Source organism: Vibrio sp. SCSIO 43132 (assembly GCF_019904195.1).
GTDB classification, from domain to species: domain Bacteria; phylum Pseudomonadota; class Gammaproteobacteria; order Enterobacterales; family Vibrionaceae; genus Vibrio; species Vibrio nigripulchritudo.
Map to the genome: position 1 here is coordinate 3,048,902 of NZ_CP063199.1, position 26,592 is coordinate 3,075,493.

The 26,592-nt window shown below is 44.3% G+C and carries 26 protein-coding genes; 13 read left to right on the forward strand and 13 right to left on the reverse strand.

Annotated features, from left to right (window positions below; genetic code table 11):
• The first annotated feature begins 39 nt into the window (after nucleotides 1–39).
• Together INR79_RS13565 and INR79_RS13570 are read left to right on the forward strand one after the other, a co-directional pair.
• Entirely contained in the window at nucleotides 40–804 is a 765-nt protein-coding gene (locus tag INR79_RS13565) for a sulfite exporter TauE/SafE family protein (RefSeq protein ID WP_223094680.1), read from the forward strand.
• 9 nt (nucleotides 805–813) lie between these two features.
• Nucleotides 814–1,092 (forward strand): SelT/SelW/SelH family protein, encoded by a 279-nt coding sequence (locus tag INR79_RS13570; RefSeq protein WP_004400507.1) that lies wholly within the window; start codon nucleotides 814–816, stop codon nucleotides 1,090–1,092.
• A 55-nt stretch (nucleotides 1,093–1,147) separates the two neighbouring features.
• Here the strand turns inward: INR79_RS13570 and yfcE are convergent, their stop codons facing one another.
• The 5 genes from yfcE to INR79_RS13595 all read right to left on the reverse strand — a co-directional run bounded on the left by yfcE (nucleotide 1,148) and on the right by INR79_RS13595 (nucleotide 4,064).
• Complete coding sequence (gene yfcE / locus INR79_RS13575; protein WP_223094682.1) at nucleotides 1,148–1,693, reverse strand: phosphodiesterase; 546 nt, start codon at nucleotides 1,691–1,693, stop codon at nucleotides 1,148–1,150.
• 104 nt (nucleotides 1,694–1,797) lie between these two features.
• Nucleotides 1,798–2,202 carry a CBS domain-containing protein gene (locus tag INR79_RS13580; RefSeq protein ID WP_004400500.1) on the reverse strand — a complete coding sequence of 135 codons (405 nt, stop codon included), beginning with the start codon at nucleotides 2,200–2,202 and terminating at the stop codon, nucleotides 1,798–1,800.
• Complete coding sequence (locus INR79_RS13585; RefSeq protein WP_004400499.1) at nucleotides 2,199–2,549, reverse strand: P-II family nitrogen regulator; 351 nt, start codon at nucleotides 2,547–2,549, stop codon at nucleotides 2,199–2,201. Before INR79_RS13585 ends, INR79_RS13580 begins: the two co-directional genes overlap by 4 nt.
• Entirely contained in the window at nucleotides 2,539–3,333 is a 795-nt protein-coding gene (locus INR79_RS13590; RefSeq protein ID WP_004400498.1) for a DUF1538 domain-containing protein, read from the reverse strand. The genes INR79_RS13585 and INR79_RS13590 overlap by 11 nt, the downstream gene beginning before the upstream one ends.
• Nucleotides 3,330–4,064 carry a DUF1538 domain-containing protein gene (locus INR79_RS13595; protein ID WP_223094684.1) on the reverse strand — a complete coding sequence of 245 codons (735 nt, stop codon included), beginning with the start codon at nucleotides 4,062–4,064 and terminating at the stop codon, nucleotides 3,330–3,332. The genes INR79_RS13590 and INR79_RS13595 overlap by 4 nt, the downstream gene beginning before the upstream one ends.
• Nucleotides 4,065–4,398: 334 nt before the next feature.
• Here INR79_RS13595 and INR79_RS13600 point away from each other — a divergent pair, with 334 nt between their 5' ends.
• The 5 genes from INR79_RS13600 to INR79_RS13620 all read left to right on the forward strand — a co-directional run bounded on the left by INR79_RS13600 (nucleotide 4,399) and on the right by INR79_RS13620 (nucleotide 8,882).
• On the forward strand, nucleotides 4,399–5,313 hold the full coding sequence (locus tag INR79_RS13600; protein WP_223094686.1) for a TIGR01777 family oxidoreductase: 915 nt from the start codon (nucleotides 4,399–4,401) through the stop codon (nucleotides 5,311–5,313).
• Between the two features lie 45 nt (nucleotides 5,314–5,358).
• Nucleotides 5,359–6,186: an SDR family oxidoreductase gene (locus INR79_RS13605; protein ID WP_223094688.1), complete on the forward strand. Its 828-nt coding sequence runs from the start codon at nucleotides 5,359–5,361 to the stop codon at nucleotides 6,184–6,186.
• 321 nt (nucleotides 6,187–6,507) lie between these two features.
• The gene (locus INR79_RS13610) at nucleotides 6,508–7,362 is read left to right on the forward strand and encodes a co-chaperone YbbN (RefSeq protein ID WP_223094690.1); all 855 of its coding nucleotides are present in this window, start codon (nucleotides 6,508–6,510) and stop codon (nucleotides 7,360–7,362) included.
• Between the two features lie 148 nt (nucleotides 7,363–7,510).
• Complete coding sequence (locus INR79_RS13615; RefSeq protein ID WP_022591377.1) at nucleotides 7,511–8,428, forward strand: SPFH domain-containing protein; 918 nt, start codon at nucleotides 7,511–7,513, stop codon at nucleotides 8,426–8,428.
• 1 nt (nucleotide 8,429) lies between these two features.
• Nucleotides 8,430–8,882, forward strand: a complete 453-nt coding sequence (locus INR79_RS13620; protein WP_022551360.1) for an NfeD family protein — start codon at nucleotides 8,430–8,432, stop codon at nucleotides 8,880–8,882.
• Nucleotides 8,883–8,917: 35 nt separating this feature from the next.
• Here the strand turns inward: INR79_RS13620 and cueR are convergent, their stop codons facing one another.
• On the reverse strand, nucleotides 8,918–9,313 hold the full coding sequence (gene cueR, locus INR79_RS13625) for a Cu(I)-responsive transcriptional regulator (RefSeq protein WP_022551361.1): 396 nt from the start codon (nucleotides 9,311–9,313) through the stop codon (nucleotides 8,918–8,920).
• A 152-nt stretch (nucleotides 9,314–9,465) separates the two neighbouring features.
• Between cueR and INR79_RS13630 the strand changes: the two genes are divergently transcribed.
• Complete coding sequence (locus tag INR79_RS13630; protein ID WP_223094692.1) at nucleotides 9,466–10,122, forward strand: DUF2057 domain-containing protein; 657 nt, start codon at nucleotides 9,466–9,468, stop codon at nucleotides 10,120–10,122.
• 139 nt (nucleotides 10,123–10,261) lie between these two features.
• Here the strand turns inward: INR79_RS13630 and INR79_RS13635 are convergent, their stop codons facing one another.
• The 3 genes from INR79_RS13635 to zipA all read right to left on the reverse strand — a co-directional run bounded on the left by INR79_RS13635 (nucleotide 10,262) and on the right by zipA (nucleotide 15,117).
• Nucleotides 10,262–11,314: a porin gene (locus tag INR79_RS13635; protein WP_223094694.1), complete on the reverse strand. Its 1,053-nt coding sequence runs from the start codon at nucleotides 11,312–11,314 to the stop codon at nucleotides 10,262–10,264.
• Nucleotides 11,315–12,056: 742 nt separating this feature from the next.
• A complete protein-coding gene (gene ligA / locus INR79_RS13640; protein ID WP_223094696.1) occupies nucleotides 12,057–14,072 on the reverse strand; it encodes an NAD-dependent DNA ligase LigA in 2,016 nt (671 codons plus the stop codon).
• 139 nt (nucleotides 14,073–14,211) lie between these two features.
• Nucleotides 14,212–15,117, reverse strand: coding sequence for a cell division protein ZipA (zipA, locus tag INR79_RS13645; RefSeq protein WP_223094698.1), 906 nt, complete (start codon nucleotides 15,115–15,117; stop codon nucleotides 14,212–14,214).
• A 270-nt stretch (nucleotides 15,118–15,387) separates the two neighbouring features.
• Here zipA and cysZ point away from each other — a divergent pair, with 270 nt between their 5' ends.
• The 5 genes from cysZ (at nucleotide 15,388) to crr (ending at nucleotide 20,298) form a co-directional block, all read left to right on the forward strand.
• On the forward strand, nucleotides 15,388–16,131 hold the full coding sequence (cysZ, locus tag INR79_RS13650) for a sulfate transporter CysZ (RefSeq protein ID WP_022610421.1): 744 nt from the start codon (nucleotides 15,388–15,390) through the stop codon (nucleotides 16,129–16,131).
• A 225-nt stretch (nucleotides 16,132–16,356) separates the two neighbouring features.
• Complete coding sequence (gene cysK, locus INR79_RS13655; protein WP_004401587.1) at nucleotides 16,357–17,325, forward strand: cysteine synthase A; 969 nt, start codon at nucleotides 16,357–16,359, stop codon at nucleotides 17,323–17,325.
• 300 nt (nucleotides 17,326–17,625) lie between these two features.
• Nucleotides 17,626–17,883 (forward strand): HPr family phosphocarrier protein, encoded by a 258-nt coding sequence (locus tag INR79_RS13660; RefSeq protein WP_004401586.1) that lies wholly within the window; start codon nucleotides 17,626–17,628, stop codon nucleotides 17,881–17,883.
• A gap of 137 nt (nucleotides 17,884–18,020) precedes the next feature.
• A complete protein-coding gene (gene ptsI / locus INR79_RS13665) occupies nucleotides 18,021–19,748 on the forward strand; it encodes a phosphoenolpyruvate-protein phosphotransferase PtsI (protein ID WP_004401578.1) in 1,728 nt (575 codons plus the stop codon).
• A gap of 40 nt (nucleotides 19,749–19,788) precedes the next feature.
• The gene (crr, locus tag INR79_RS13670; protein ID WP_004401577.1) at nucleotides 19,789–20,298 is read left to right on the forward strand and encodes a PTS glucose transporter subunit IIA; all 510 of its coding nucleotides are present in this window, start codon (nucleotides 19,789–19,791) and stop codon (nucleotides 20,296–20,298) included.
• A gap of 574 nt (nucleotides 20,299–20,872) precedes the next feature.
• Here the strand turns inward: crr and INR79_RS13675 are convergent.
• From INR79_RS13675 to flgJ, 4 genes are all read right to left on the reverse strand, one after another.
• Complete coding sequence (locus INR79_RS13675) at nucleotides 20,873–22,018, reverse strand: flagellin (protein WP_004401576.1); 1,146 nt, start codon at nucleotides 22,016–22,018, stop codon at nucleotides 20,873–20,875.
• Nucleotides 22,019–22,436: 418 nt separating this feature from the next.
• Entirely contained in the window at nucleotides 22,437–23,630 is a 1,194-nt protein-coding gene (gene flgL, locus INR79_RS13680; RefSeq protein ID WP_004401575.1) for a flagellar hook-associated protein FlgL, read from the reverse strand.
• Nucleotides 23,631–23,644: 14 nt separating this feature from the next.
• Nucleotides 23,645–25,525, reverse strand: coding sequence for a flagellar hook-associated protein FlgK (gene flgK, locus INR79_RS13685; protein ID WP_004401574.1), 1,881 nt, complete (start codon nucleotides 25,523–25,525; stop codon nucleotides 23,645–23,647).
• A gap of 145 nt (nucleotides 25,526–25,670) precedes the next feature.
• Nucleotides 25,671–26,582 carry a flagellar assembly peptidoglycan hydrolase FlgJ gene (gene flgJ, locus INR79_RS13690; protein WP_223097022.1) on the reverse strand — a complete coding sequence of 304 codons (912 nt, stop codon included), beginning with the start codon at nucleotides 26,580–26,582 and terminating at the stop codon, nucleotides 25,671–25,673.
• Nucleotides 26,583–26,592 lie beyond the last annotated feature (10 nt).

Genomic DNA, 26,592 nt, shown 5'->3' on the forward strand with positions numbered 1-26,592 from the left:
AAAGGGAGGCAGGGTTGCCTCCCTCTTTTCAGAAAGACTATGGACTGGCTTCAAAGCACTTATCTCTTTATTGGTTCCTTAATCGCAAGCACCCTCTCTTCTATAGCTGGAGGAGGTGCGGGGTTACTCCAGTTCCCTTTGCTTATTTTTCTCGGGCTGAGTTTTCAGACAGCACTCGCGACACACAAAATCGCCACGGTCGCTATGGGGCTGGGAGCGGCAATTTCACACCTTCGTGCCAAACAGTTTGATCTTAAGCTTGCGGTCTACCTTATTGTCACAGGTTGCTTGGGAGTGGTTGCAGGGGCTTATGTCGTATTGATCTTACCGGGAAAAATTGGTGAGTTATTACTTGGTTTTATTATCTTGTCTCTGGGTATCTATTCCCGAATCAAAAAAGAGCTAGGACAGCAGGAACACCCCAGCCACCGAGATTCTCTCGGATGGGTTATCGGTGGTGTTGTACTGTTTCTGCTTGGTATCTTCAATGGTTCACTGACCGCCGGCTCTGGCTTGGTAGTTACTCTGTTCTTAGTTCGCTGGTTTGGTTTCAGTTACAAACAGGCGGTTGCACTTACTCTGGTTTGCGTAGGGCTGTTCTGGAACGGCATGGGAGCGATAGCCATAGTGAATGTCGGCATCGACCCTCACTGGGCTTGGGTGCCCATTCTACTTGTCAGCTCCTTTCTTGGTGGCTGGCTTGGAGCAATTGCAACCCACCATTTACCAAATTCTGTTATAAAAATTGCTTTTGAAGTGCTGACCATTATGGTGAGCATTAAACTTATTTATTCTGCCTGGTAAGAGGGTTCTATGGAAAAAGCCATTATTGATATTTACTATTGCCGCCAATGCAATTGGATGCTCCGCTCTGCCTGGCTAAGCCAAGAATTGCTTCACACGTTCAGCGAAGAAATTGAAACCGTGTCTTTGCACCCTGATACTGGTGGACGCTTCGAAATACACTGTAATGGTGCATTAATCTGGGAGAGAAAACGCGATGGTGGGTTCCCGGAAGCAAAAGTACTCAAGCAGAAGGTACGTGATGTGATTGACCCAGAGCGAGATCTGGGTCATTCGGATTCTAAGTAACCTAAAGTCTGTTGAATGGATAAAGCCTGGCTGTCAGTTTATATGAGTGCTGGGCTTACATCTCTCCCGCGACAATGACCTCTCCAGAAAAACTCTGAACGACAAATCGCCCATTTTCATAAAGCCCATAGCTGGCTTGATACCCGTCTCTAGGGAATGTAGTGCTTCCAGGATTAAAGATGAACACGCCGTCCACTTCACCTGCGACAGGAATATGAGTGTGTCCGTGACAAATAACATCCCCCGCCTTTAGGTTAGGGCGCTTGTTTGAATTGTAGATGTGACCATGAGTTAAGAAGAGACGTCTGCCATTTTCTAGCAATATCCATGTGTAATCAGACAGTGTTGGAAAGTTGAGAAGCATTTGATCCACTTCACTGTCACAATTGCCACGGACAGCAATGATTCTATCGGATAACTCGTTCAACATTGCAGCCACTTCTGGCGGGTTATAGCCATCAGGAACCGGATTTCGTGGTCCGTGATTTAGGGTGTCACCAAGCAATAGAAAGTGTTCGCAACTCGATTGGTGGAAAGCCTCAATCACTTTCTTCGTCGCATACGCGCAGCCATGTAAGTCTGAAGCAAAAAACAGTCTCATAAGATCCTCATCAGATGAAAAGTCGAGCAAGATTCGGACTCTACACCAATCTTATCCACTTGTACTTTGATTTCACACCAATGAGGAACGAGTCCTGAGAAATTTCAAACGTCTTTTGCCATGCCATTGATGACTATGTTGTTGTAACTCACCATGCCGATGACTTTTCCGTCCTCAACCACTGGAGCTCGGCTGATGCCGAAACGCTCAAACAGTCGGGCACAATATTTAACGTTCATATTGGGCTGCACAGAAAGCGCGGGCTTGGTCATGATTTCATAGATATTGGTTCGCTCTGGAGAACGGTTCTGCGCCAGTACTCTTTTGGCAATATCATTCATAAGCACAATGCCGTATTCGTCGTCTTCGTAACGTTTGTCCACCAGCAATGCTTTCACCTGATGCTCTTTTGCCAAATGAATGGCTTCCTGAACGGTTGTCAGACCATCGACAATTACGTAGGAGTCTGACATGACATTTCTGACCTGTATCATCATCTGCATACTCATAATTTTTCTTCTACTACTCTGGTTAAAGTTTCAACTTGATGGGCTACGCCCACGGCGTCTTCTACATCAATTTGCACCGCAATGCCCTGCCCTGATGCTTCATCAAATTCGCCTACCTCACCAATTTTTTCGAGAATATGGCGAGACAGATGCTCTTCTACCACAAACAGCAATACGTCTTTCTGTACTTCTAACGTCAGCCCTAAGAAGGTTGTTTTCTTATTGAGACCTTCTCCACGAGCGTGGTTGATTACTGTCGCTCCGGTTGCTCCTGCACTGCGTGCGGCATCCAGAACCAAATCCGTTTTACTTTCTTCAACAAAAGCAATGATGAGTTTAAAGCGCATTTTCTTTCTCCTTTGACGAAGATCGCTGGTTCAGCCATTGGGTTAGCTGCGCGTAACCCATGACAGAAATCATTGGAAATAAACTGGCGAACGCGATCAGTCCAAAGCCATCGATAACCGGGTTTCTCCCCGGCACTGTGGAAGCCAATCCCAACCCCAGAGCTGTAACTAACGGAACGGTAACGGTTGATGTCGTTACACCACCGGAATCGTACGCCAGAGGCACTATGAGTTTGGGAGCAAAAAAGGTTTGAATCACCACCACGATGTAACCGCTGATGATGTAATAATGGATAGGGTCTCCGACCACGATGCGATAACTACCAAGTGAAATGCCCACGGCGACACCAAGCGCGACTGCAAATCGTAATCCATTGACGCTGATCGAACCGCCAGACACCTGGTTCGCTTTAATCGCAACGGCGATCAGTGACGGTTCCGCCACTGTGGTACTGAAGCCGATAAAGAAGGCAAACAAATACACCCAGTAATAATCTATCCATTCCAGAGACTGACCGAGCGATATTTTAAATTCTTGCAGAAATTCAGGCTCTGTCAGCTGCGTTGCCATGGTTTCACCAAGGGGAAACAGTGCCAGTTCCAGACCTATAAGGAAAAGCGATAAACCGAGCAGAACATACACAAATCCAAGAACCACTTTCCCCAAATTAACGATTGGCTTACGCAACACCGCAAACTGAAAACCAAAGATAATCGACGCTATTGGAATCACGTCACGAACCGTTCCAACAAAGGTATCAATAAAAAGAGACGGGCTAATCATGACAGCACCATCCCGTAGATCATCACAAACATCATTGGCAATAACGAGGCAAATGCGATCAGACCAAAACCATCAATCATTGGATTTCGTCCTTTAATCGCGGAAGCCAGACCTACGCCCAGAGCCGTAACCAGAGGCACCGTAATGGTCGAGGTTGTAACACCGCCCGAATCATAGGCAATACCGATAATGGTATCTGGGGCGAACCCAGTCAGTATCACGATCCCCAGATAGCCACCTATAATCATGATGTGAATCGGCCACCCTTTTAAGATTCGGATCACACCAATCACAATCGCCACTCCAACAGACAAAGCAACGGTTAATCTCAAGCCATCGGCGTAGCTTTCCATTGCTTCTTCGGTATGCTCGATGACTCCCCCTTCCGCAGCAACTTCTGAGGCTTCTTGTGCGACTGCCGTTAACGCGGGCTCTGCGATGGTGGTACCAAACCCTAAACTGAAAGCAAAAATAATGAGCCAGACGACACTTCCTTTTCTGGCAAAGGCTTGTGCCATGGACTCGCCGATAGGAAACAAACCCATTTCAAGTCCAAAAATGAAAAAAGTAAGACCCAGAACAACAAGGAGTAAGCCAAAAAGAATGGAGAGTAAGTTAGGAAGAGGTTCTTGTAGAACAACAAGCTGAAAGAATCCGATAACCAGTATTATCGGCATAAGATCTCTAAAACTGGAAAGCATAGACTTAGCTAGCGCAAGAATGGCTGACATTCCACCCCCTGTGATTTCTGGTCAGCAATGAGTCGCTCGATGAAACTCGCTATTAAGCGCTTTTATTGTTTTTCCTGTTCAATGAACGACATACCCAAGCGACGCTTCATGTTCATCAATCGCTTATATATACAGCATGGCACATAAAGTTGTAAGAAAATGTGACAATAGCGCTATCGTTCAATTCTTGGGGGGAATTATTTTACAAATTTGTTGTCAACGTATTGCTCGATAATCCGAATTGCCCAGGTCGTGACCACTCAGTCTTTCACTCTGATCTAACTCGACCTCCAACGTCTATAATGAACAACGGTAAAAGACAATGAGGAATAATATGAAAGTGTTGTTAACCGGAGGAACCGGTTTTATTGGAAAGGAACTCGTTAAACACTTAGCTGGTAATCAACTTGTTATTCTCACTCGTTGCGAAAATTCCGCCAGAAACACATTGACCCATGCCGATTTCGGTAACATCGAGTACATCACCTCACTGGATTCTTTTTCTGATCTCAATGATTTCGATGCAGTGATTAATCTCGCCGGTGAACCTATTGCCGACAAACGCTGGACAGATGATCAGAAACGAATTATCTGCGACAGCCGCTGGAACGTAACCGAGCAGATCGTTTCCCTTATTCACGCCAGCACTCAGCCACCAAACGTGTTTATTAGCGGTTCCGCTGTCGGTTACTATGGCGATCAGCAAGCCCACCCTTTTGATGAAAACCTTCACGTCCACCAGGAGCAGTTCGCTCATCAAGTTTGCGCTCAGTGGGAAGCCATCGCTAAAAGAGCCGATTCTGACCTTACACGAGTCTGTATTCTTCGAACGGGGATCGTATTAGGATCTCATGGCGGTGCCCTTGGAAAAATGTTGCCTCCTTACAAGCTGGGGCTAGGCGGTCCAATAGGCAGCGGTAAACAATACATGCCCTGGATACATCTTCAGGACATGGTAAGAGCCATTATGTACCTGTTGGAGACTGAGCACGCCCGAGGGGCGTTCAATCTATGTGCTCCTCATCCCGTTCAAAATCAGATGTTCAGCAAGACACTCGCCAAGGTGCTTAACCGCCCGCACGTATTGTTCACACCCAAATGGTTAATGCAAGCGGCACTTGGTGAAGCGTCTTCCCTCTTGTTCGATAGCATTCGAGCCAAACCAAAGCACCTGACCGAGCTTGGATTCAATTTCACTTTTTCCCGGCTGGAACCTGCGCTTAAAAACATTCTTCAGCATCAGGATTAGGGTCTGTTACACTGCCTGAAGTTTAGGTTTTTACAGGGAAAATTCATGACAAAGTCCATTCTGATCACGGGCTGTTCGACAGGTATTGGCTACGTATGTGCTCACGAACTAAATAAGAAAGGCTATCTGGTCGTCGCCTCTTGCCGACGCGAAGAAGACGTAGCTCGGCTTCGCTCAGAAGGGCTGAATTGTGTATTGCTGGATGTCAGTGACACCAACAGCATCACGAGTGGATTGAAGGAAGCGTTAGCCATTACCGATGGAAAACTAGATGCCCTGTTTAATAACGGCGCTTACGGACAAGCTGGTGCGCTGGAAGACTTGCCTACCGACGCTCTGAGAGAACAGTTTGAGACCAATGTATTTGGCTGGCATGAACTGGTGAAGCAGATCCTCCCGCTAATGAGAGCGCAAGGCTATGGTCGCATCATTCAAAACAGTTCTGTATTAGGCTTTGCAGCGATGAAGTATCGGGGTGCCTACAATGCTTCGAAGTTTGCACTTGAAGGGTGGACAGACACGATCAGACTTGAACTGGCAAACAGTGGAATACACATATCTCTAATTGAACCGGGACCTATCGAAACCCAGTTCAGAGCCAACGCACTCAAACATTTTCAAAAATGGATCAACGTAGAGTCCAGTGTTCATCGCTCCGAATACGAGCTGCAGCTTCAGCGACTGGGCAACGATAAGTCAGGTAACGCTTTCACTCTTCCTCCTGAATCTATCGTTTCCCCACTGATCCATGCGATAGAAGCCAACAAACCCAAGATTCGCTATCGAGTCACCACACCAACCAAAGTTTTTGCCGTATTCAAACGCATATTACCGACAACATGGCTAGACAAGATCTTATCCAAAGCGGCATAGACTAGAAAGTCTCAAGCTATTGCTATGAGTCGAACTTCATAAATAAGCCGTATGAGTGTCATAAAAAGTTAACAAACCTCCAATACACTTGAGGCTGGAAAACATTCCTATTTTTACTTGCCCTTGCGTTACCTGTTGAGGAAACAATGACACTAAACCAGCTAAACTGGCTGAGCTTAGGCGTAGCGCTTATTATTCTAATTCTGTGACTTTACACCTTTGCTTGCTTTCACACGAATGCCACCTTGTGTGGCATTTCCCCTTGATTTCTCTCTCGTTTACCCTTACCTAATAGACAGTGCTCATTTATAAGGAAAGACCATGTCGTCTGAATTTACCGTTGAAATCAATGAACAGAACTTTCGTCAAGTGCTTGAGGGCTCTGCGCAGACTCCAGTACTGATCCATTTTTGGGCTCCAATGAGCCAGGAAAGTGTGCAAATCATTCCAGAATTGAAGACACTAGCTTCACAGTATCAAGGTGCGTTCACTCTGGCGACTATCAACTGTGAAGAGCAGCAAATGATTGCGAGTCAGTTTGGAGTTCAGGCGCTACCAACGATTGCATTGTTCGCGAATGGTCAGCCTACCGACGGTTTGGGAGGTCCTCAACCAATTGAAGCCATCAAGTCTATGCTTGAGAAACACCTTCCAAGTCAGGATGAACTGGCGCTCAAATCCATTCAGGAAAAACTTCAAGCTCAACAATTCACTGAAGCGCTTGCAGAAATTTCGACACTGTCTGACGAGTTCAAACAACGCGGTGACGTTAAATTAGTAACCGTAGACTGTTTGCTTGAAACCAATCAATTTGAAACAGCTGAGCAACTCCTTTCCGCTATTCCTTTGGAATATCAGGATAACTACTACAAAAGTCTGGTAGCCAAGCTTGACCTTCAGAAGCAGGCAGCCGATAGCCCGGAAATTCAAGCTTTGGAAGCCCAGTTTCAAAACGAGCCAGAGAACATTCAGTTTGCCAGTGATTTGGCTCTTCAATATCACCAGGTGGGGAGAGATGAAGAAGCACTTGAACTTATGTGGCAATTCTTATCAAAAGATTTGAATGCACTTGATGGCGATTTAAAGAAATCCTTCATGGATATTCTTTCTGCTCTTGGGCAAGGTCATTCACTTGCGGGTCAGTACCGCCGTAAACTTTACTCTCTTCTTTACTAAACCTTTTCTCATCAAAGGCAGCCCAAACGGGCTGCTTTTTATATGTGCAAAGCGGAACGCAAAAACTCTCACGTTTTCATAAATTAAGTACCCTGTTAACGAAGTTCCTTGTATCCTGAAGTCTCCAATATGCATTAAGGATACAGTCATGGAACTCGACATGCTCATCACCATTGGCGTACTGCTTTTTGTCGCCATCATATTTATCGTTGCAGGCGTTAAAACCGTTCCTCAGGGCAACAATTGGACAGTAGAGCGTTTTGGACGCTATACCCAAACGCTTAAGCCAGGCTTAAACCTCATTATCCCTTTCATTGATTCCATCGGTCACAGAGTGAATATGATGGAACGCGTTCTGGATATTCCAGCACAGGAAGTCATTTCTAAGGACAACGCCAACGTCACTATAGACGCAGTCTGTTTTGTTCAGGTTGTCGATGCGGCAAAAGCTGCATATGAAGTGAACGATCTGGAACACGCAATCCGAAACCTTACCCTGACAAATATTCGTACTGTTTTGGGTTCTCTTGAACTTGATGAAATGCTCAGCCAACGTGACATGATCAATACGCGCTTATTGTCTATCGTTGATGAAGCAACTAACCCTTGGGGAGTTAAAGTCACCCGTATCGAAATTAAAGATGTGCAGCCTCCTTCAGATCTTACTGCGGCAATGAATGCCCAAATGAAAGCAGAGCGTAATAAGCGTGCAGAAGTGCTAGAGGCAGAAGGCGTTCGTCAAGCGGAGATCCTACGAGCTGAAGGTCAGAAACAAGCTGAAATCTTAAAAGCGGAAGGTGACAAACAAGCGGCCATTCTTCAGGCAGAAGCAAGGGAACGCGCGGCGGAAGCGGAAGCTCGAGCAACAGAGATGGTATCTAATGCCATTGCTCAAGGGGACATGCAAGCCGTTAACTACTTTATCGCGCAGGGTTATACCGAAGCGATCAAGTCGATTGGACAGGCAGAAAACGGTAAGATAATCATGCTGCCACTTGAAGCAACGGGTCTAATGGGCTCCGTCGCTGGCATTGCCGAAATGTTTAAAGAATCGAAAGAGAAGTAATATGTTTGAACTGCTTGACCAAATGAATCACTGGCACTGGATAGCCCTTGGGTTGGTGCTTTTATGTGGCGAGCTATTAGGCACCGCAGGGTATCTACTGTGGATTGGTATTTCCGCCATTTTAGTGGGTATCGTAAAACTCCTTCTGCCAATGAGCTGGGAGTTGCAATGGGTCTGCTTTGCGGTTTTCTCTCTGGTCACTACCTGGCTTTGGTGGCGGTATCAGCACAAAAAAGACGTACTTGATGACAAAGCGACCGACCTAAATCAAAAAGACAAACAGCTTGTTGGTCAAATTACTAGACTCGAAGAGGATATTCAGGCAGGGAGATGTCGAATTCGAGTTGGTGATACAACCTGGTCTGCCGTCAGCGAAAAAGCACTCACCGCAGGAACCACGGTAAAAGTCACTTCAGTAAACGGCATAATCCTCACCATCGAAGCTGTGGATTAAGATGGATCCAAACTAAAAATAGGCTCTTAATGAGCCTATTTTTTATGTCCGCACAAATTATCGATAATGGGGCATTCTTGCCCTTCATCCCCTGGGCATTCTTCAATCCACGCTTCTAACTGAGATTTCATTAAAGTCAGCTCTGAAATTTTGGCTTCAACTTCCGCCAGTTTCTCGCGTGTTTTTTGTTTTACTTCAGCACTGGTACGAGAAGGATTGAAGGCGAGTTCCAGTAGAGACTTACACTCATCTAAGTTAAACCCAGCGGCTCTCGCTCGCGCCACAAGCTGTAACTCTTCAATATGCTTTTCTGAATAAGTCCGATATCCATTGGCACTACGAAGTGCTGGAGAAGTAATCTCCTTTGATTCATAAAATCGAATCGATTTGGCGGTGAGACCAGTCAACTCTGCAACTTTAGAAATGTTCATTATCAGTCAGTCCAACATTATGTTCGCTATTAATATAACGTCAAATTACTACGAGCGTAAGATCGCAAAGCAGAGATTATTTAATACTTTATTTGCGGAACAAATAATAAAATGAATAGTAGACTTGTTTCTCATTTTGCAGGGAGAGAACTATGAAATTAAGTCATAAGCTATTGCTCACTTCAGCACTGGTTCCATTTGCATCACTAGCTGATGTTGAGATTTCGATACCTAAAGATGTTCAGCTTATGATCGTCAACGGAGAGGATATTGGTTACTCAAGTTTTGGCTTTGATTATAAAGAAACACTAACCATTCCTAACGGGACTAATCAGATTGTGTTTCGAGTAGCAAAAGTTGTAACTGAAGCTGGTAGTAAAAACACTAAATTTAAGTCTCAGCCTTTAGTGGCAACTTTTACAAGTTTTGATAGTGAAATTGCTCTGACTATCCCAAGAATAAATACATTAAGCCAAGGAGAACGGTTTAATAAAGATCCCAAATTTTACCTGAAAGATTCAAATGGTGACCTTAAGTCTTTAAAAACAGGACAAATCAACGTTGGTTTTACTTTCATGCCAGACATGGTTCAGGAAGTAAAAAACTTTAATGAAAGTTCGGAGCCAGCTAGTATTGCTGCCTATACAGGTAAAGCGATCGAAGTTGATACCGTAAAAATAGAAAAGAAAAATGTCTCTGCTAAAAAAGCGACGACTACCGACTTGGAAACGCTACAGCAATTGTTTAATCAAGCGTCTCAAGATGATAGAAAAGCTTTTCTAACTTGGGCTATTTCAAATATGAATTAATATACTAATTCCAGATAAAACAAAAGCCACTTATCGTGGCTTTTGTTTTATCTTCAACTTTTATTCTCACCAAAAATTTGGCAAAAAAGCCGACGTGTCATGCACGTCGGCAAATTGAAAAAGGCAGTGTAGCTAGGTCTTAGAAGTAATATTCCATACCTAGACGCCAGCCCAAGTCGCTCTTGCTCTCGCCAGCAACTTTATCTGTGTGGTGGACTAGACGAGCGTATACCACTGCATTTGAATCAATGCTGTACATTGCCTGACCAGTAATTGCTTGGTCTTTGTTCTTCTGAGAAACACCGTCTTGCTTGACATCAGTGGATGCAGCAAAGTTCAGATTGAATGTCCAGTGCTCAACACCTGTGTAGTATGCACCAAACTTGTAAGCACTTTGAGTTGCTTTGTCGTATGCACCGCCAGCTTTACCAGCTTCAGGCTTAACTTCACCTGTCAAGTATGCTGCGTGAACACCAAAGCCTTCTAGATCAACGTTGATACCTGCAATCATTGCATTTGCATCACCACGAACCTCAGCAATGCTCTTAGCATCATCTGCTTTAGTGATAGTACGGTCTTTGTTGTTTTCAAAAGCAAGTTTTGCAGTGAATACACCTGTAGTGAACTGACCACTTGCAGAATAAACGTTTGAACCAGCAATTTTCTCGTCACCACGACCTGCACCAAGAGCAAAGCTGAAACCACCTAGGTTTGCAGAATCGTAACGAACCATGTTTGATTGACGATCGTAGTTAGTGTTACCTGTGTTACCTACGTTGAAACCGCCACCTGAGCTTTGACCTGTGTATCCATCTACAACTTCGAATAGTGGAGTCAGAACACGACCGAAGCGAACTTTACCAGAATCACCAAAGTCGAAGCCGCCGTATGTATCACGTACACCTAGACCGCTGTTCGAACCATCATCATCAACATTACCACCTTCTAATTGCCAGATGATTGTTGGACCACGTTCCCAGTCTGCAGAACCACGAACACCGATACGTGATTCGTTGTCCATCACAATTGGTTTATCAACACCGTCTTTTGTTTCAGCATTTTGCGCAACTGAGATAGCGATTTGACCGTACAGATCAACTGTTTCAGTTGCTGGTTTAGCCAGTGCAGAGCCAGATAGTGCAATTGAAGCCACTGCTGCACCCAGAAGAGTGCGCTTAAAGATCTTTTCCATGGAAAACTCCTAAAATGGATATAGCTGTTTTGTCCGCTATCCACCTCAATTTGGCCGCTAAGGTAGAAAGCATCTTTCCTGTGTGTGATATTCAAAAACTAATGAGTTCACACTTTTTATTCCTGCATACACAGTGTGTATCCACATGACAAAGACTATCTTCGCGAAGAAAAACATCAACGAGAACTTATTTTTTAACTAAAAAAATATGAACGAGAGCAAAGTTTTCTCAACTTAATGATATGAATCACAGTTATTAATTTTGAGCTGAAAAATAAAGATAGAGCTATTAAAAATCAATAAGTTAAGAAGAGTTGCGATTATGAAAAAGTGAAGTGACTCGAAAATGATAAATATCAATAGCTTTAAAAATCAAATTTGGAATATTGATCACTGACAATTGATATCTTTATTTTTGACAAGAATTATTATAAAAATCTTTACCTAACAGGAGTTAAAAGCCTATTAATCAAACTTTGTGTAGATGGCGTGCAACATAATTTTTATAGACAAATAATATGGTAATTAGTTGCACTTCTTTCGATTTTTTTATGAATTATTATAAAAAGACCTTGGTATTAAAAAGAAACTTCCTAAAAATCATTCCATGAAGAAATAACACCAAGATAAAATATAACTATTTAAAATAATTAAGATAACTTGATGACACATTCTTTGTTTCAAAGTGCAATAAAAAAGCGAGCTATCAAGCTCGCTTTTAAACAAAATAACTTTAAATAAATTACAAACCTAAGATCCCTATTAGAGCCTCTTCATCTTTGACTTCGACTCCGAGATCCTGAGCTTTAGCTAACTTAGAACCGGCAGCTTCGCCAGCGAATAAGATATCCGTTTTCTTAGACACACTTCCTGTTACCTTCGCTCCCAGTTCTTGCAGCATAGCTTTAGCTTCATTTCGATTTAACTTGGAGAAGCTGCCAGTAATAACAACGGTCTTTCCTTCCAGTAGCTGTGGCTTATCACTGGATTGTTGTGTGATATCTTCCCAATGGACACCAAATTCCCGAAGTTTTTCAACAACCTCAAGATTACTCTCTGCCTCGAAGAAACGTTTGATGTGATTTGCGACGACTTCACCAACATCATTAACTTCAATTAACTGCTCTTTGCTTGCTTCTTGGATGGCTTCCAGTGTTTTAAAGTGGTTTGCTAAGTTTGCTGCTGTTGCTTCACCAACTTCTCGAATTCCAAGAGAGTATAGAAATCTAGGAAGCGTTGTCTGTTTTGATTTATTTAGCGCATCAACCACATTCTGTGCAGATTTAGGGCCCATTCGATCCAAAACGGTAATGACTCCCGCCGAAAGTTTGAAAAGATCTGCTGGGGTTTCCACCATTTCACGGTCGACTAGCTGCTCTATGACTTTTTCGCCTAGCCCATCTACATCGAGCGCTTTTCGGGACACAAAATGCTTGAGTGCTTCTTTACGCTGAGCCTGACAAATTAGCCCTCCCGTACATCGAGTAACGGCTTCACCTTCCAGTCGCTCTACGTCTGATTCGCAGACTGGGCAAGCCGTCGGGTATACAATTTCGCCAGCGTTATCTGGGCGTCTGTCCAGAATCACTCCTGTCACCTGGGGAATCACATCACCAGCACGTCGAATAATGACGCTGTCACCAATTTTTACACCTAGTCGTTCGATTTCATCGGCATTGTGAAGAGAAGCATTGCTGACGGTAACGCCACCAACAAATACTGGTTCAAGTTTAGCAACAGGCGTGATGGCTCCGGTACGACCAACCTGGAATTCAACGTCATTCAGAACGGTAATTTCTTCTTGTGCAGGGAATTTATACGCAATCGCCCAACGCGGTGCTCTCGCGACGAAACCAAGCTGTTCCTGAATAGCGATATCATCAATTTTTATGACTACACCGTCTATTTCATACGGTAGGCTATCTCGTTTCTCAAGAATGTCCTTGTAGTACTCAAAGACGTCTTTTAGTCCTTGGACTTGTTTCGTCTCTGGGCACATAGGCAAACCCCACGACTTCAGTTGCAGAAATCGCTCGTAGTGACTATCGGACAGTTCGCCACCTTCTACAACACCCACGCTGTACGCATAAAAGCTCAATGGTCTTGTAGCCGTGATTTTTGAATCCAGTTGACGCAGGCTTCCCGCTGCTGCATTTCGCGGGTTAACAAAAGGCTTCAGACCTTTCTTAAGCGCTTCTTCATTCATCTTGTCGAAGCCCGCCTTAGGCATAAAGACCTCACCACGCACCTCAATGCGAGTTGGCCAGCCTTCTCCCTGCAAAATCAAAGGAATAGCGTTAATCGTTCTGACATTCTCGGTAATGTTTTCGCCAGTGGCACCATCTCCGCGGGTTGCCGCCTGAACTAACACACCGTTTTCATAAAGAAGGCTAACTGCAAGCCCATCAAGTTTAGGTTCACAACTGAACGTTTGAATATCTGTGCCTGGCGCTCTATCTGTTGCTCGGCGATAGAACCCTTCTATTTCTTCATCGTTGAATGCATTATCCAGAGAGAGCATGGGAATCTCATGAGCGACTGACGTAAAGCTATCAAGTGCGGGGCCACCAACGCGCTGGCTTGGGGAGTCGACTGTAACCCAATCAGGGTTTTGCTCTTCAATTTCCAAAAGCTGACGCATTAACCTGTCGTATTCGGCATCCGGAATCACTGGGCTGTCTTCGACGTAGTATTTTACGGCATGATGATGGAGGGTCTGCTTCAACTCAGCGTATTGCTGCTCAATGTTCTTACTCATAACGTGCTCTATCGTGCTTAGAAAAAAGGGCTCGAAGCGAGCCCTAATCATTTTATTCTATATACTCAAGTTGCCTCAAGATGCTAGGTTCAGCGAGAGCCTATCTTGAGGTAGCTTGAGTATATTGTATTTGCTTGTATTAACCAGCGTTGAAATCGCGGATCTGTTGTCGGTACGCGTCAAGCCTGTCTGGCGTCATGAGGTTGCGTTGATCATCCAGCACATTTCCGCCTAAGTCATCGGCTATCTGCTGCGCGGTTTTCAACATCAATTTGAAATTCTGGTCTGCTTCGCCAAAACATGGCAACGTCATGAAGAAAGAAATGCCCTGAGTTGTAAAGGTGTCCGGATCATCATGCTGAAGTGTTCCTGGTTGCATCATATTTGCCACACTGAACAGTACTTTACCTGTGCCAGACAAATCCGCATGGCGATGGAAGATGTCCATTTCACCGTACAGCAAGCCATTTTGCTTCATGCTATCAAACAAAGAAGTGCCCACAAACGGATCATCGCCAGCGCAGTGAACATTAAGGACTAGCACTTCCATCTCTTTTTCAGCTTCGGGCTCTGGCTCATTGATAACAGGCTCTTCAATGCGCTCTTCGTTTTCGAAGTCGGTAGTTTGATCTACTGCGATTTGTTCTGTCTCTTTAGGCTCTGCAACAAATGCTTCTGGCTCCAGAACACTTTCAACGGGTTCATTTTCTTTTGACTTGGAAGAATCATCATCTATCGATGAAAAGGAAGGTAATGGTTCTTCACTGTCTACCAGTGGATCGTAAGCAGGTACTTCTTTTTCAGTATTGTCAGCAAACTCAGGTTCTTTTCGGGTTTTGCGGATAATTTCGAAATCATCTTCAGGAGCAAACGCGCGAGTAGCGGTATAATCTTGTTCTTCTTCCTCAGAGCTTTCCAGCTTACGGTGAGGTTTGTTACCAAATTTGGCTTTTCCTTCTTTTTTACTGGTCCACAACCCGTGGAATAGCAAAGCGGCAATAGCAAGTAAGCCTACGATGATAAGTACTAGTCGCAATTCCTGCATTTTTTACTCTCTGTTCACTGCATCGCTGAAAAAACATTCAAGTGGCAGTCTATTTATCGTATATGTGTGTTACTTTACCAAAAGTCTCTGAGAAATTTGAATAAATATATGGAGACGTCGTTGAACATCGCGTGACCTTCTGCACGCTTTTTCTTTAATTTTACCTTTAAGAGATGAAATGCCTTTCGATTCAGGAAGCGTTCATATCTTGGGTATACTGTTATGTCTACGTTAGAATCGCGAATAGAGCAATCTAGGAAGAACATTTTTATGACAACACACCACCGCAGTGGCATAGGATACTTTTTTCATGGCATTGAGCTGGCATTTCAGCCCGGCATCAGACGATTTGTTATCCTGCCATTACTCGTCAATATTCTGCTGATTGGCGGAGCCATCTATTTTCTTTTCTCTAATCTCAATCAATGGATAGACGCATGGCTTGGCTACCTGCCTGATATGCTGTCATGGCTTTCTTATCTTCTTTGGCCCTTAGTAGCACTCGCTATACTGGCTACGTTTACTTATCTTTTCAGCACCATAGCCAATTTTGTGGCGGCCCCATTTAACGGGCTTCTGGCTGAGCAGCTCGAAGCCAAGCTTACAGGCAAGACGCTTAGTGATCAGTCTGTAATGTCTTTACTGAAAGACGTACCAAGAATCCTAGGTCGCGAATGGCGCAAGCTGATGTACTATCTTCCAAAAGCACTTGGGCTCTTTATTTTATTGTTGATTCCCGCACTGGGTCAGACAGTAGGTCCGGTACTCTGGTTCCTGTTTTCAGCTTGGATGCTTGCCATTCAGTACTGCGACTACCCTTTTGACAATCACAAAGTCACATTTCAGGACATGAGAAATGATTTGAAACAAAATCAGTCCACCTCTTATGGGTTTGGGTTTATGGTTTCGTTGTTTACCATGATCCCAATATTGAATTTGTTTGTGATGCCCGTGGCCGTGTGTGGCGCAACCGCCATGTGGGTGGACAAATATCGATTACAATATGTGAGATAAGGATTAGGCGAGTCATTACTAATGTAAGACTCGCCTTTTTTGTACAATACTGGTTGCTTATCACAATAGAAAAACCACTCAGTTCACACTATTAAAGCTCTTCATTACACCCTATAAGTTATAACCATTTATTCTTTTTCGGTTGTTTATTAGCACTTTATGCTTAATCAGTAATAACACAGAGTGCATTGTGCACCCTCTACCGTGTAATGAAGGAACATCAACATGAGCAAAATCTACGAAGATAACTCGCAAGCTATTGGTAACACTCCACTTGTTCGTCTGAACCGCGTAAGTAAAGGTAACGTACTGGCTAAAGTAGAAGCACGTAACCCTAGCTTTAGCGTTAAATGTCGTATCGGTGCGAACATGATCTGGGAAGCCGAGAAAGCAGGTACACTTAAGCCAGGCGTTGAGCTTGTTGAACCAACAAGTGGTAACACTGGTGTTGCACTTGCATTCGTAGCCGCAGCTCGTGGTTACAAGCTTACTCTTACTATGCCTGAGTCAATGAGCCTTGAGCGTCGTAAGCTTCTTAAAGCTCTGGGTGCAAACCTAGAATTGACTGAAGCAGCAAAAGGCATGAAAGGTGCTATCGCTAAAGCAGAAGAGATTGTTGCAAGCAACCCAGAAAAATACCTGCTTCTACAACAATTCAACAACCCAGCTAACCCAGCGATCCACGAGAAAACGACAGGTCCTGAAATTTGGGATGCGACAGACGGTGAAGTTGACGTGTTCGTTTCAGGTGTAGGTACAGGTGGTACGCTAACAGGTACAAGCCGCTACATTAAAGGCGAAAAAGGCAAAGCAATCACAACCGTAGCTGTTGAGCCAACAGAATCGCCTGTTATCGCTCAAGCTCTGGCTGGTGAAGAAATTCAACCATCTCCACACAAAATTCAGGGTATCGGTGCAGGTTTCATCCCTGGTAACCTTGATTTAGAACTTATTGACCGTGTTGAGTCTGTTTCCTCTGAAGATGCAATCGAAATGGCTCGCCGTCTGATGGAAGAAGAAGGTATCCTGGCCGGTATCTCATCTGGCGCTGCAGTAGTTGCTGCAAACCGCATTGCGGAACTGCCTGAATTTGCTGGTAAAACAATTGTAACGGTTCTACCAAGCTCTGGTGAACGTTACCTAAGTACAGCACTATTTGCAGGTCTGTTTACTGAGAAAGAAAACCAGCAATAAACACGTAATAAAACTGTGTTGAAATCAATTTTTAGTCTAAAAAAGCCCCATATAGGGGCTTTTTTGTTGATCCCTGCCTCACCTTTGGTAATATCACCTCAGTTTTATTTTTCGCTTCAAAATAAAAAGCGCATTAGTAAAGAATCACTCTGATTTTGCAGCAGTCAAGGACTGCGAGCAGAATGAGTTGAAAACACTGACATCGGGTCAGCGTTTCATTAACGTTGGACTAGCACTGTTAATGATAGATTGTACGCTACCGACTACAGACACAAAAATAAATCAATTGGGGTATATCACATGTATCAGAAGCAAGTAGAAATCACTGCAGAAAACGGTCTACACACTCGTCCAGCTGCTCAGTTTGTTAAAGAAGCTAAAGGCTTTGACGCTGACATCACAGTGACTTCTAACGGTAAAAGTGCAAGTGCTAAGAGCTTGTTCAAGCTACAAACTCTAGGCCTAGTTAAAGGTACAGTTGTTACTATCTCTGCAGAAGGCCCACAGGCTCAAGCAGCAGTTGACCACCTAGTTGCTCTTATGGACCAACTTCACTAATTAGAACGCTCTTCTCAAAGCCATTTTGCAAACGCAAAATGGCTTTGTTTAAATAAGACGTCTTTAAGCTACCACTACTCGTTAGCATTTTTAGTCAAACACTTTCCGTTTATTGTTGACCATATTAAGGTAAGGCTATGATTTCAGGCATCCTAGCATCTCCTGGTATTGCTTTTGGTAAAGCACTACTCCTTCAAGAAGATGAAATTGTCCTAAACACAAACACTATCTCCGACGATCAAGTAGAAGCTGAAGTTCAGCGCTTCTTTGATGCACGTAACAAATCTTCGGCGCAGCTTGAAACCATCAAGCAAAAAGCACTTGAAACGTTCGGTGAAGAGAAAGAAGCGATCTTTGAAGGTCACATCATGCTTCTTGAAGACGAAGAGCTAGAAGAAGAAATTTTAGCACTGATCAAAAACGATAAGCTTTCTGCAGATAACGCTATCCATACTGTGATTGAAGAGCAGGCGACTGCACTTGAATCTCTGGATGACGAATACCTAAAAGAGCGTGCAACAGACATCCGTGACATCGGTTCTCGTTTCGTTAAAAACGCACTTGGCATCAACATCGTTTCTCTAAGCGACATTGATGAAGAAGTTATCTTGGTTGCTTACGACCTTACACCATCTGAAACAGCGCAAATCAACCTGGACTACGTTCTGGGCTTTGCTTGTGACATCGGTGGTCGTACTTCGCACACTTCTATTATGGCACGTTCTCTTGAACTTCCTGCGATCGTTGGTACTAACGACATCACTAAGCAAGTGAAGAACGGCGACATGCTTATCTTGGATGCGATGAACAACAAAATCATCGTTAACCCAACAGACGCAGAAATGTCTGAAGCACAGTCTATCCGTGATGCTTTCATCGCAGAAAAAGAAGAGCTGGCTAAACTGAAAGATCTTCCTGCTACAACACTTGACGACCATAACGTCGAAGTATGTGGCAACATCGGTACAGTAAAAGACTGTGACGGCATCATCCGCAACGGCGGTGAAGGTGTTGGTCTGTACCGCACAGAATTCCTATTCATGGATCGCGATGCACTTCCTACTGAAGAAGAGCAGTACCAAGCTTACAAAGAAGTAGCGGAAGCGATGCATGGTGAGCCAGTGATTATCCGTACTATGGATATCGGTGGTGACAAAGATCTTCCTTACATGGATCTGCCAAAAGAAATGAACCCATTCCTGGGTTGGCGTGCAGTACGTATTAGCTTGGATCGTCGTGAAATTCTACGTGACCAGCTACGTGGTATCCTACGTGCATCTGCACACGGTAAGCTTCGCATCATGTTCCCAATGATCATTTCTGTTGAAGAAATTCGCGAACTAAAAGCAGCTATCGAAGAGTACAAAGCGGAACTGCGCAATGAAGGTCATGCTTTCGACGAAAACGTCGAAATCGGTGTTATGGTTGAAACACCTGCGGCAGCGGCAATTGCTCATCACTTAGCGAAAGAAGTATCATTCTTTAGTATTGGTACTAACGACTTAACTCAGTATACTCTAGCAGTTGACCGTGGTAACGAGTTAATCTCTCACCTATACAACCCACTTTCACCTGCTGTTCTGACAGTAATCAAGCAAGTGATCGATGCTTCTCACGCTGAAGGTAAGTGGACTGGTATGTGTGGTGAGCTTGCTGGTGACGAGCGTGCAACGCTTCTTCTACTAGGTATGGGTCTGGATGAGTTCAGCATGAGCGGAATCTCCATCCCTAAAGTGAAGAAAGTTATCCGTAACTCGAACTTTGCAGAAGTAAAAGCGATGGCGGAAGAAGCCCTTCAAATGCCAACAGCGGCTGAGATTGAAGCGCACGTAGAAAAATTTATCGCAGAAAAAACAAACTGCTAATATAATTCAACAGAATAAAATTAACGTTTAGGAGCATGACATGGGTCTGTTTGACAAACTGAAGAAGCTGGTTTCTGACGACAGTGCTGACGCTGGTGCAATTGAAATCATCGCACCTCTATCTGGCGAAATCGTAAACATCGAAGATGTGCCAGATGTAGTATTCGCTGAAAAAATCGTTGGTGACGGTATCGCTATCAAACCATCTGGTGACAAGATGGTCGCTCCAGTAAACGGTACTATCGGTAAAATCTTTGAAACTAACCACGCATTCTCTATCGAATCTGACGACGGCGTTGAGCTTTTCGTTCACTTCGGTATTGATACTGTTGAACTAAAAGGCGAAGGCTTCACTCGCATCGCTGAAGAAGGTCAAACAGTTAAAGCTGGTGACACAATCATCGAATTCGATCTAGCTCTTCTAGAAGAGAAAGCGAAGTCAACTCTAACTCCAGTTGTTATTTCTAACATGGACGAAATCAAAGAGTTGAACAAGCTAACTGGCGCGGTATCTGTTGGTGAAACAACGGTTCTACGCGTGACTAAGTAATTTTTACTTAGAACATTTTAAAAACGCTGTCCGATGGCAGCGTTTTTTGTTTCTATTCACAGTAACTTCTGCCTATCTCAATCCTTATCATCATTTCCTCCCATAAGAGCCATCAGCGCTAACTTGAGAAAGCCCCAAACAATATTCACTATTCAAGCGAACAGCACGTTTACCTCCTATACCCATTCTGCGTAAAAACACTCACACGTTTGATCATGTCGTAAAACAAGCTTGGAGTCAGAAGGGAAACAAAGCCTTCAGGTTCAGGTTCAGGTTCAGGTTCAGGTTCAGGTTCAGGAAAAATCTTAGATTAAGATATGTAGAAAGATACTTTTCTTTGGGCAAGAAAAAAGCCCCTTTCCTTTGAGAGAACCGGGGCTGTTACTAGTCAGAGTCATGCGGAGATCAGAGAAATGAAACATATCCCCGACTAGCCAGGTGCTTCCGATACAAACACTAAAACATTCCGCAGGTGAGAGATGAGAGAGCGTCCTGTTTTTTTGTACCTTCCGCGCTTGCTAACTAAGCGGCATCATACGCCAGTTCACGTCTGCCCTGGCGAAGATGTGCATTACTATTGAAGTAATTGCATCGCTGAGTTTGGCAACTGTTTCGCTTGAGCAAGTATTGAAGTACCTGCCTGCTGCAAAATCTGGTTTTTCGTAAGCTCTGTGGTTTCCACTGCCCAATCGGTATCTTTGATTCGGCTGTTGGAAGCATCCACATTCTCACGAACATTCGCTAAGTTATTGATACTGTGGCTGAGTCGGTTTTGTTTTGCACCTAAATCAGCACGTTGACTATCAATGTACTTGAGAGCGGCATCCACAACGCTGATTGCGTTCTGAGAGCCTGCTACCGTTCTTAGATCAAGATCCTGAACCGTAGTTTGTACCCCCGGACCACCCGTTAACCCGACTTCCCCAGCAAGTGTCCCAGAGATAGTAAGATCACCTTCCAAATGTGGTTCGGCTACGAATACCTGCATCTGTCCATTTTCACTGACAGAAGCGTGAATCATGTCTGACTGACCATTGATGTAGGTCGCCAGCTCTTCGATGTCATCACCAGCTTTGGCAATAATATCGACCACCTGTGGCTCACCGTTTTTCGTGGTGAACTCAAACTTGATGTCGAGTTTATCGGCTGGTACACCCCAGTCTTTAGACTTCGCATTTTCCGGTGGAGCGACAAAGGTACGCCCACCCATTTGCACATCGTCGGCACGGATACTGGTTAATGCCATTACCATGGCTTCACCAGAGTTAGCACCAATCTGGAATGCCGCATCGCCAAATGAACCGTTAAGCAATCGACGTCCACCAAATGATGTGGTTTCAGCAATACGGTTAATCTCATCCTGAAGCGCTACCGCTTCTTCATTGATGGCTCGGCGATCCGCATCAGTGTTGGCGCCGTTGGCAGACTGAATGGCCAGGTCACGCATACGTTGAAGAACGTTTGTAGCCTCATTCATGGCACCTTCTGCCGTTTGAGCAATCGAGATACCATCGTTGGCGTTTCGCATTGCCACATCCAGACCACGAGACTGAGCGGTCAATCGGTTAGAGATTTGCAAACCCGCTGCATCATCTTTTGCACTGTTGATCTTGTGCCCTGACGATAGACGCTCCATCGATGTGTTTAAGTCATTAGTTGACTTATTTAGGTAACGTTGTGCCGTCATTGCGGAAACGTTAGTGCTCACTGTTACAGCCATAGTTTGCTCTCCTGTTGAGTTCGCTCTCTCTGCGAACCGGTCAGTTCAATCTTATTGGTTAAGCCCTGACCGAAAGTTACTTGTAGAAGTCCAACTTATTAAATGGTGAACTTCTAACTGCACCTAAGTTGTTTCGTTACATTAATACATTCAACTTGTGTGCCAACTTTTCCAACATTTTTACCAAAGAACCAAACTTATCCTTAATTTAATGTTTTTAAAGAGATTATTATCTTTAAAAACTTTTTCTCGCTTCATTTCTTTATATTTCTATCATCAAAGAAACGACCAGCTCACTTTCTACCTCCCCCTTTACCGCATAAAGTTTATTGAGCGGCAATGTTTTACCTTTCTCCTCTTGGGGGGCAAACCGGGCACTTAAGGCAAAGCACATAAGGCATAGGTTTGCAGACAAGAGTTAGATGTAATTGAACAGGGTTAAGTCTTTCACTTTTCCGAAAGCTTGTTGGGACGCTTTAAGCGCCAGGGAGTTTTCATTGAACTCGATTACCGCCTGAGCGTAATCCAGATCTTCGAAATTACTTTTTGACTTCGCCATAGAAAGCTTGAAGTCTTCGTGCTGGGATTCCTGAATATCTAACGTATTCAGTCTGGAACCCAAATCAGTACGCACCGTATTAATGTGTACGAATGCCGCATGAAACTCTTCAGTGACCTGATGCAATTCAGCCGTACCATTTGAATCCGCTACCGAACGTTCAGAATATTTCATCGCTTTCTGAAAGGTTTCAAAAATGCTATAGCTTTTCTTAGGCTCAAATGTAATGGCATCACCTGGGGTGATTCTTCCTTTGAACTGAAGGTGTAAATCTTCAAACTTGATACCTTCTTTTGGATCATAGTTATCCGATTTGACTACTGAGCCATCTTTTTCCAACTGATATCCAAAGCTTCCGTCGCCCATATCAACAAAGGTTGCTCTGTATTCAGACTGATCGTCGTAATTCAGATTAGTGGCTTTCTCGACCAAAAGTTCTGACGCCACCTGAAGTTCATATTGAGGATCATAATCACCAAGCGGGTTGTCTATTTCCATAAACACTTTGTTGCCCGGATCGCTGACAGGAATTTCTAGCCCATTGGCAATTTTCATGTTGCGATGATAGGTATCACCAAGGTAAGAAACGTCCCCAGCATAATCACGGAAAAACGGCTGTGATTTAGGTTTTGTACCTGCAAAAATATAGTTACCAGATTCATCCTGGCTGTTCACCAGGTTCAGCATGTTCACAACCATCTCTTCCAGCTCACGAGATTTTGCCGCCCGATCTTCTGGTGATAATGCACCGTTGATCATTTCCATAACAGAACGCTTAGCTTCATCTGCGTATTGTTCTGCACTGGCAATCATGACTTCCTGATGCTCTAAACGGTTACGAATCAGAACAATGGAATCCATATATTGACGAAGTTCTTCTGTCTGCTGTTTGATCCCCTGCACATAGTGTGCAGCCAATGGATCGTCTGCCGCGGTCATCAGCTTCTTGCCTGAAGCTAGCTGAGCGTGGTTGTGATGAATTTTGTTTTCCTGGCGCTGAAGATCATTCTGCACGGTTTGATAGTTATGGAAACTGGCGATTCGATTCATCATTTACCCGTCCTCCCCTATCTCAGTGCCAAAATGGTGTTGAAGGTATCATTCGCGCTTTGCATGATTCGAGAAGATGCCATGTAAGCTTGCTGAAACTTCATCATGTTTGCCGCTTCTTCATCCAGGTTTACACCCGAGATCGAAGCGATACGTTCTTTTGCAGCTTCATTTTCTAACTTGGCAACATCGGCTAATCGAGTTGCCGTTGCCGTTCTCAAACCAATTTCTGTATTCAGATCTTTATACACTTCCAGAACCGTGGAGTTGCCATCATTCATGACTTTTTCGGTCTGGATGTTCTGCATCTTAAGCAAGTTGCCGTTATCACCTTCAGACGGGACAAGGTTTGCCGCAAATTTATCGTTCTCTTTTGCCCCTGCCGTCAGTTCAAAAACGGTTCCGTTCACGGTAACAGGACCAGATGGCGGGTAAGCCTGAGGCTGCATCACGACCTGACCTTTCATATCCAGAACGGCAAACTGATCTCCGGTAGGGGAAATCACTACCTGAAATTCACGTAGGCTACCAGCTTGAAGAATGTTGAACTTGGCGGTGCCGCGCGCCTCTGTGTAAGAACTCTCATAACTTTGAGCAGCCAGTTGAGCAGCATCTTTCATCTCGACCTTCATCAAGGCTGCTGCACTTTCAGTGGGTCGAATAAGAAAACGTTCGCCATCTTTAGGTGGAGTCTGAATAGAAATTCTCATTCCATCTAAAATGAAGTTGTTGGAAAAGTCGCTGCCAGATACAGTGATGACGTCGCCGTTTGGTTTAACAATTCGGTAATCCGAACCGTCGTATTTCACCTCGTATTCGCCGCTGCTGAGCTGCGAAATGTCTTCAATGTATACACTGACTTCTGCAGTGGATTCCGACATTTGGATCACACGAGATTTTGCCATGTCTTTTGAGTTCACATCGGTAAACAGGCTAGTACCAATATCGCCACGAAGGTCCAAACCCTGTGACTGCAGCTTATTCACTTGGTAAGACATAGCTGTAGCCAGTCTTCCTAACTCATCCATAACGTAAGGAATGGATTCGTCACGCGCTTTAAGGTACGACGCTAACTTGCCGTCTAAACCTGCATGTTTGATGGCTTTGATGCCTTTACCTTCAACCATACCAATCCGAAGCTGTTGAGCATCCGGCTGCCCCGGTAGAAGTGTCAGTTCGCTGGCTTCCGTACCGGAGACGATAGTGTGACCGTTCCCGATATGGACGTTAAATCCTTCGTTGTTTTTTCTCGGTGTCACTGTGACTTTGGTGTACTGCGCAAGCTCTTTGATCAGACGTTCGTGTTCATCACGAAAGTCGTTATGTGGTCCTGGTGTACGCATCATCAGACGGTGTACATCACGAATCTCTTTCGCTAGTGAGTTGATTCGTTCTACCGCCTGTTCCAGCTTTTTATTGATGTTTTCTTTTTCCAGTCGAACTACAGAGTGAAAGTGGTTCATGTTCTGAGCCACAATCTGGGATTTTTCGAGCAGCACTTTTCGCGCCCCCATGTCATTTGGGGAATCGGAAAGTGTCTTGAGAGAATCAAACCATTCGTTGATGTTTTCCGGGATTTTCTTAGACGCCACAGAAGACAACATGGTAGTTATTTGATCCAGGTTTTCTTCGGTATCGAGCTTGTTCGAAAAGTTAGTCGTCGTCAGGTTTAACTCATTAACGGCAAATTGGTCCCATGAGCGGCGAACATTTTCCACATGGACACCCATGCCAAATGTTTGCCCCCCATATTGCCGGGGGTCATTGGTTGCCTGCAGAACAGACTGGCGGTTGTAACCCTCGGTATTCGCATTAGAAATGTTATGACCGGTGGTAGTCAGTTGCCGCTGAGCTGTTAAGACACTTTGTCTACCTACGTTGAGTAGATCGGATGCCATGTTGCCCCCAAAAAAGAGTTACTTACGATTGGTTTACACCATTACTGATGTAAAAATTGCAATATCTATGCCACAGTTTTAAATCAGAGGGGATTTTAGAGAAGAGAGAAGAAAAAGACCGCATAACGTCATGCGGCCTTTTATATTAGTTGGAAATGAGTTCGTCGACTTGCGCTTTCACTTTCAGCACTTTGTCTGCGTAATCTGGATCCGTTGCATATCCTGCTTTATGGATGCCATGAATAAAGGCTTTAGAGTCGCCTTGATGTTGAAGCGCTGTCTCGTACCTTGGGTTTTCATTCAAGAAACGTACATAGTCGTTAAAGCTGTCCTGATAATTGGAGTAAGAACGGAAAGACGCTTTCTCTTTGACTGGCACACCGTCATAAACTTCCAGAGTCTGGGTAGCAACCTTACCGCCATCCCATCGTTTATCCGCTTTGATATTAAACAGGTTATTACTGGAACCCAGAGAGTTCTTAACCACTTTTTGTCCCCAACCTGTTTCAAGCGCTGCCTGTGCAATGATCACAGAAGCATCAACACCAAGCGCCCTTGCCGCTCTTTCTGCATAAGGTTTTAGCTTATCTACAAACTGCTGAGGATTATCGAATTTAGATGCACCAGCGCCACGGCTGGCAGAAGCTTCATGCACTCGACTCTGGTCGGCAGGCAATCTTAGTGAAGTATCTAGCGCAGCGTTTCTCATCGCGATCTCAGACTGGCTTTCACCTGCACCAGCCGACAACTGGGCAACGATCATATCTGCCAAACCGAGTGATCCGGAATCACTCAGTTCACTTGCCATTTGTTCATCCAGCATCTGGCGGTAGAAGTCCTGATTCTGGCTTTTCATCAGATCAGACTCAAAAGCAGTATTCGCGTCACGCATCGATTTAAACAGCATGGTGGTGAAAATCGACTCAAACTGCTTTGCCGCTGTTTTGAGTGCCGCTTGCTTTTCTTCTTCTGTACCTGCTTCTACAGCACCCTGACGAAGCTTGTCTAAAGAAGAAATGTCATGGATAAAACCAATGTCATTAGGATTCTTAACCATCATAAACTCC

Bases quoted from the DNA above. Each gene is read 5' to 3' on its own strand.
- INR79_RS13615 (WP_022591377.1), top strand. From the start codon at position 7,511: ATGGAACTCGACATGCTCATCACCATTGGCGTACTGCTTTTTGTCGCC.
- ptsI (WP_004401578.1), top strand. From the start codon at position 18,021: ATGATTTCAGGCATCCTAGCATCTCCTGGTATTGCTTTTGGTAAAGCA.
- INR79_RS13630 (WP_223094692.1), top strand. From the start codon at position 9,466: ATGAAATTAAGTCATAAGCTATTGCTCACTTCAGCACTGGTTCCATTT.
- flgK (WP_004401574.1), bottom strand. From the start codon at position 25,525: ATGGCATCCGATCTACTCAACGTAGGTAGACAAAGTGTCTTAACAGCT.
- INR79_RS13660 (WP_004401586.1), top strand. From the start codon at position 17,626: ATGTATCAGAAGCAAGTAGAAATCACTGCAGAAAACGGTCTACACACT.
- INR79_RS13610 (WP_223094690.1), top strand. From the start codon at position 6,508: ATGTCGTCTGAATTTACCGTTGAAATCAATGAACAGAACTTTCGTCAA.
- flgJ (WP_223097022.1), bottom strand. From the start codon at position 26,582: ATGGTTAAGAATCCTAATGACATTGGTTTTATCCATGACATTTCTTCT.
- INR79_RS13635 (WP_223094694.1), bottom strand. From the start codon at position 11,314: ATGGAAAAGATCTTTAAGCGCACTCTTCTGGGTGCAGCAGTGGCTTCA.
- INR79_RS13580 (WP_004400500.1), bottom strand. From the start codon at position 2,202: ATGAGTATGCAGATGATGATACAGGTCAGAAATGTCATGTCAGACTCC.
- zipA (WP_223094698.1), bottom strand. From the start codon at position 15,117: ATGCAGGAATTGCGACTAGTACTTATCATCGTAGGCTTACTTGCTATT.
- INR79_RS13620 (WP_022551360.1), top strand. From the start codon at position 8,430: ATGTTTGAACTGCTTGACCAAATGAATCACTGGCACTGGATAGCCCTT.
- INR79_RS13590 (WP_004400498.1), bottom strand. From the start codon at position 3,333: ATGATTAGCCCGTCTCTTTTTATTGATACCTTTGTTGGAACGGTTCGT.
- INR79_RS13595 (WP_223094684.1), bottom strand. From the start codon at position 4,064: ATGTCAGCCATTCTTGCGCTAGCTAAGTCTATGCTTTCCAGTTTTAGA.
- yfcE (WP_223094682.1), bottom strand. From the start codon at position 1,693: ATGAGACTGTTTTTTGCTTCAGACTTACATGGCTGCGCGTATGCGACG.
- cysZ (WP_022610421.1), top strand. From the start codon at position 15,388: ATGACAACACACCACCGCAGTGGCATAGGATACTTTTTTCATGGCATT.
- ligA (WP_223094696.1), bottom strand. From the start codon at position 14,072: ATGAGTAAGAACATTGAGCAGCAATACGCTGAGTTGAAGCAGACCCTC.
- INR79_RS13570 (WP_004400507.1), top strand. From the start codon at position 814: ATGGAAAAAGCCATTATTGATATTTACTATTGCCGCCAATGCAATTGG.
- INR79_RS13565 (WP_223094680.1), top strand. From the start codon at position 40: ATGGACTGGCTTCAAAGCACTTATCTCTTTATTGGTTCCTTAATCGCA.
- crr (WP_004401577.1), top strand. From the start codon at position 19,789: ATGGGTCTGTTTGACAAACTGAAGAAGCTGGTTTCTGACGACAGTGCT.
- INR79_RS13600 (WP_223094686.1), top strand. From the start codon at position 4,399: ATGAAAGTGTTGTTAACCGGAGGAACCGGTTTTATTGGAAAGGAACTC.
- cueR (WP_022551361.1), bottom strand. From the start codon at position 9,313: ATGAACATTTCTAAAGTTGCAGAGTTGACTGGTCTCACCGCCAAATCG.
- INR79_RS13605 (WP_223094688.1), top strand. From the start codon at position 5,359: ATGACAAAGTCCATTCTGATCACGGGCTGTTCGACAGGTATTGGCTAC.
- cysK (WP_004401587.1), top strand. From the start codon at position 16,357: ATGAGCAAAATCTACGAAGATAACTCGCAAGCTATTGGTAACACTCCA.
- INR79_RS13675 (WP_004401576.1), bottom strand. From the start codon at position 22,018: ATGGCTGTAACAGTGAGCACTAACGTTTCCGCAATGACGGCACAACGT.
- flgL (WP_004401575.1), bottom strand. From the start codon at position 23,630: ATGATGAATCGAATCGCCAGTTTCCATAACTATCAAACCGTGCAGAAT.
- INR79_RS13585 (WP_004400499.1), bottom strand. From the start codon at position 2,549: ATGCGCTTTAAACTCATCATTGCTTTTGTTGAAGAAAGTAAAACGGAT.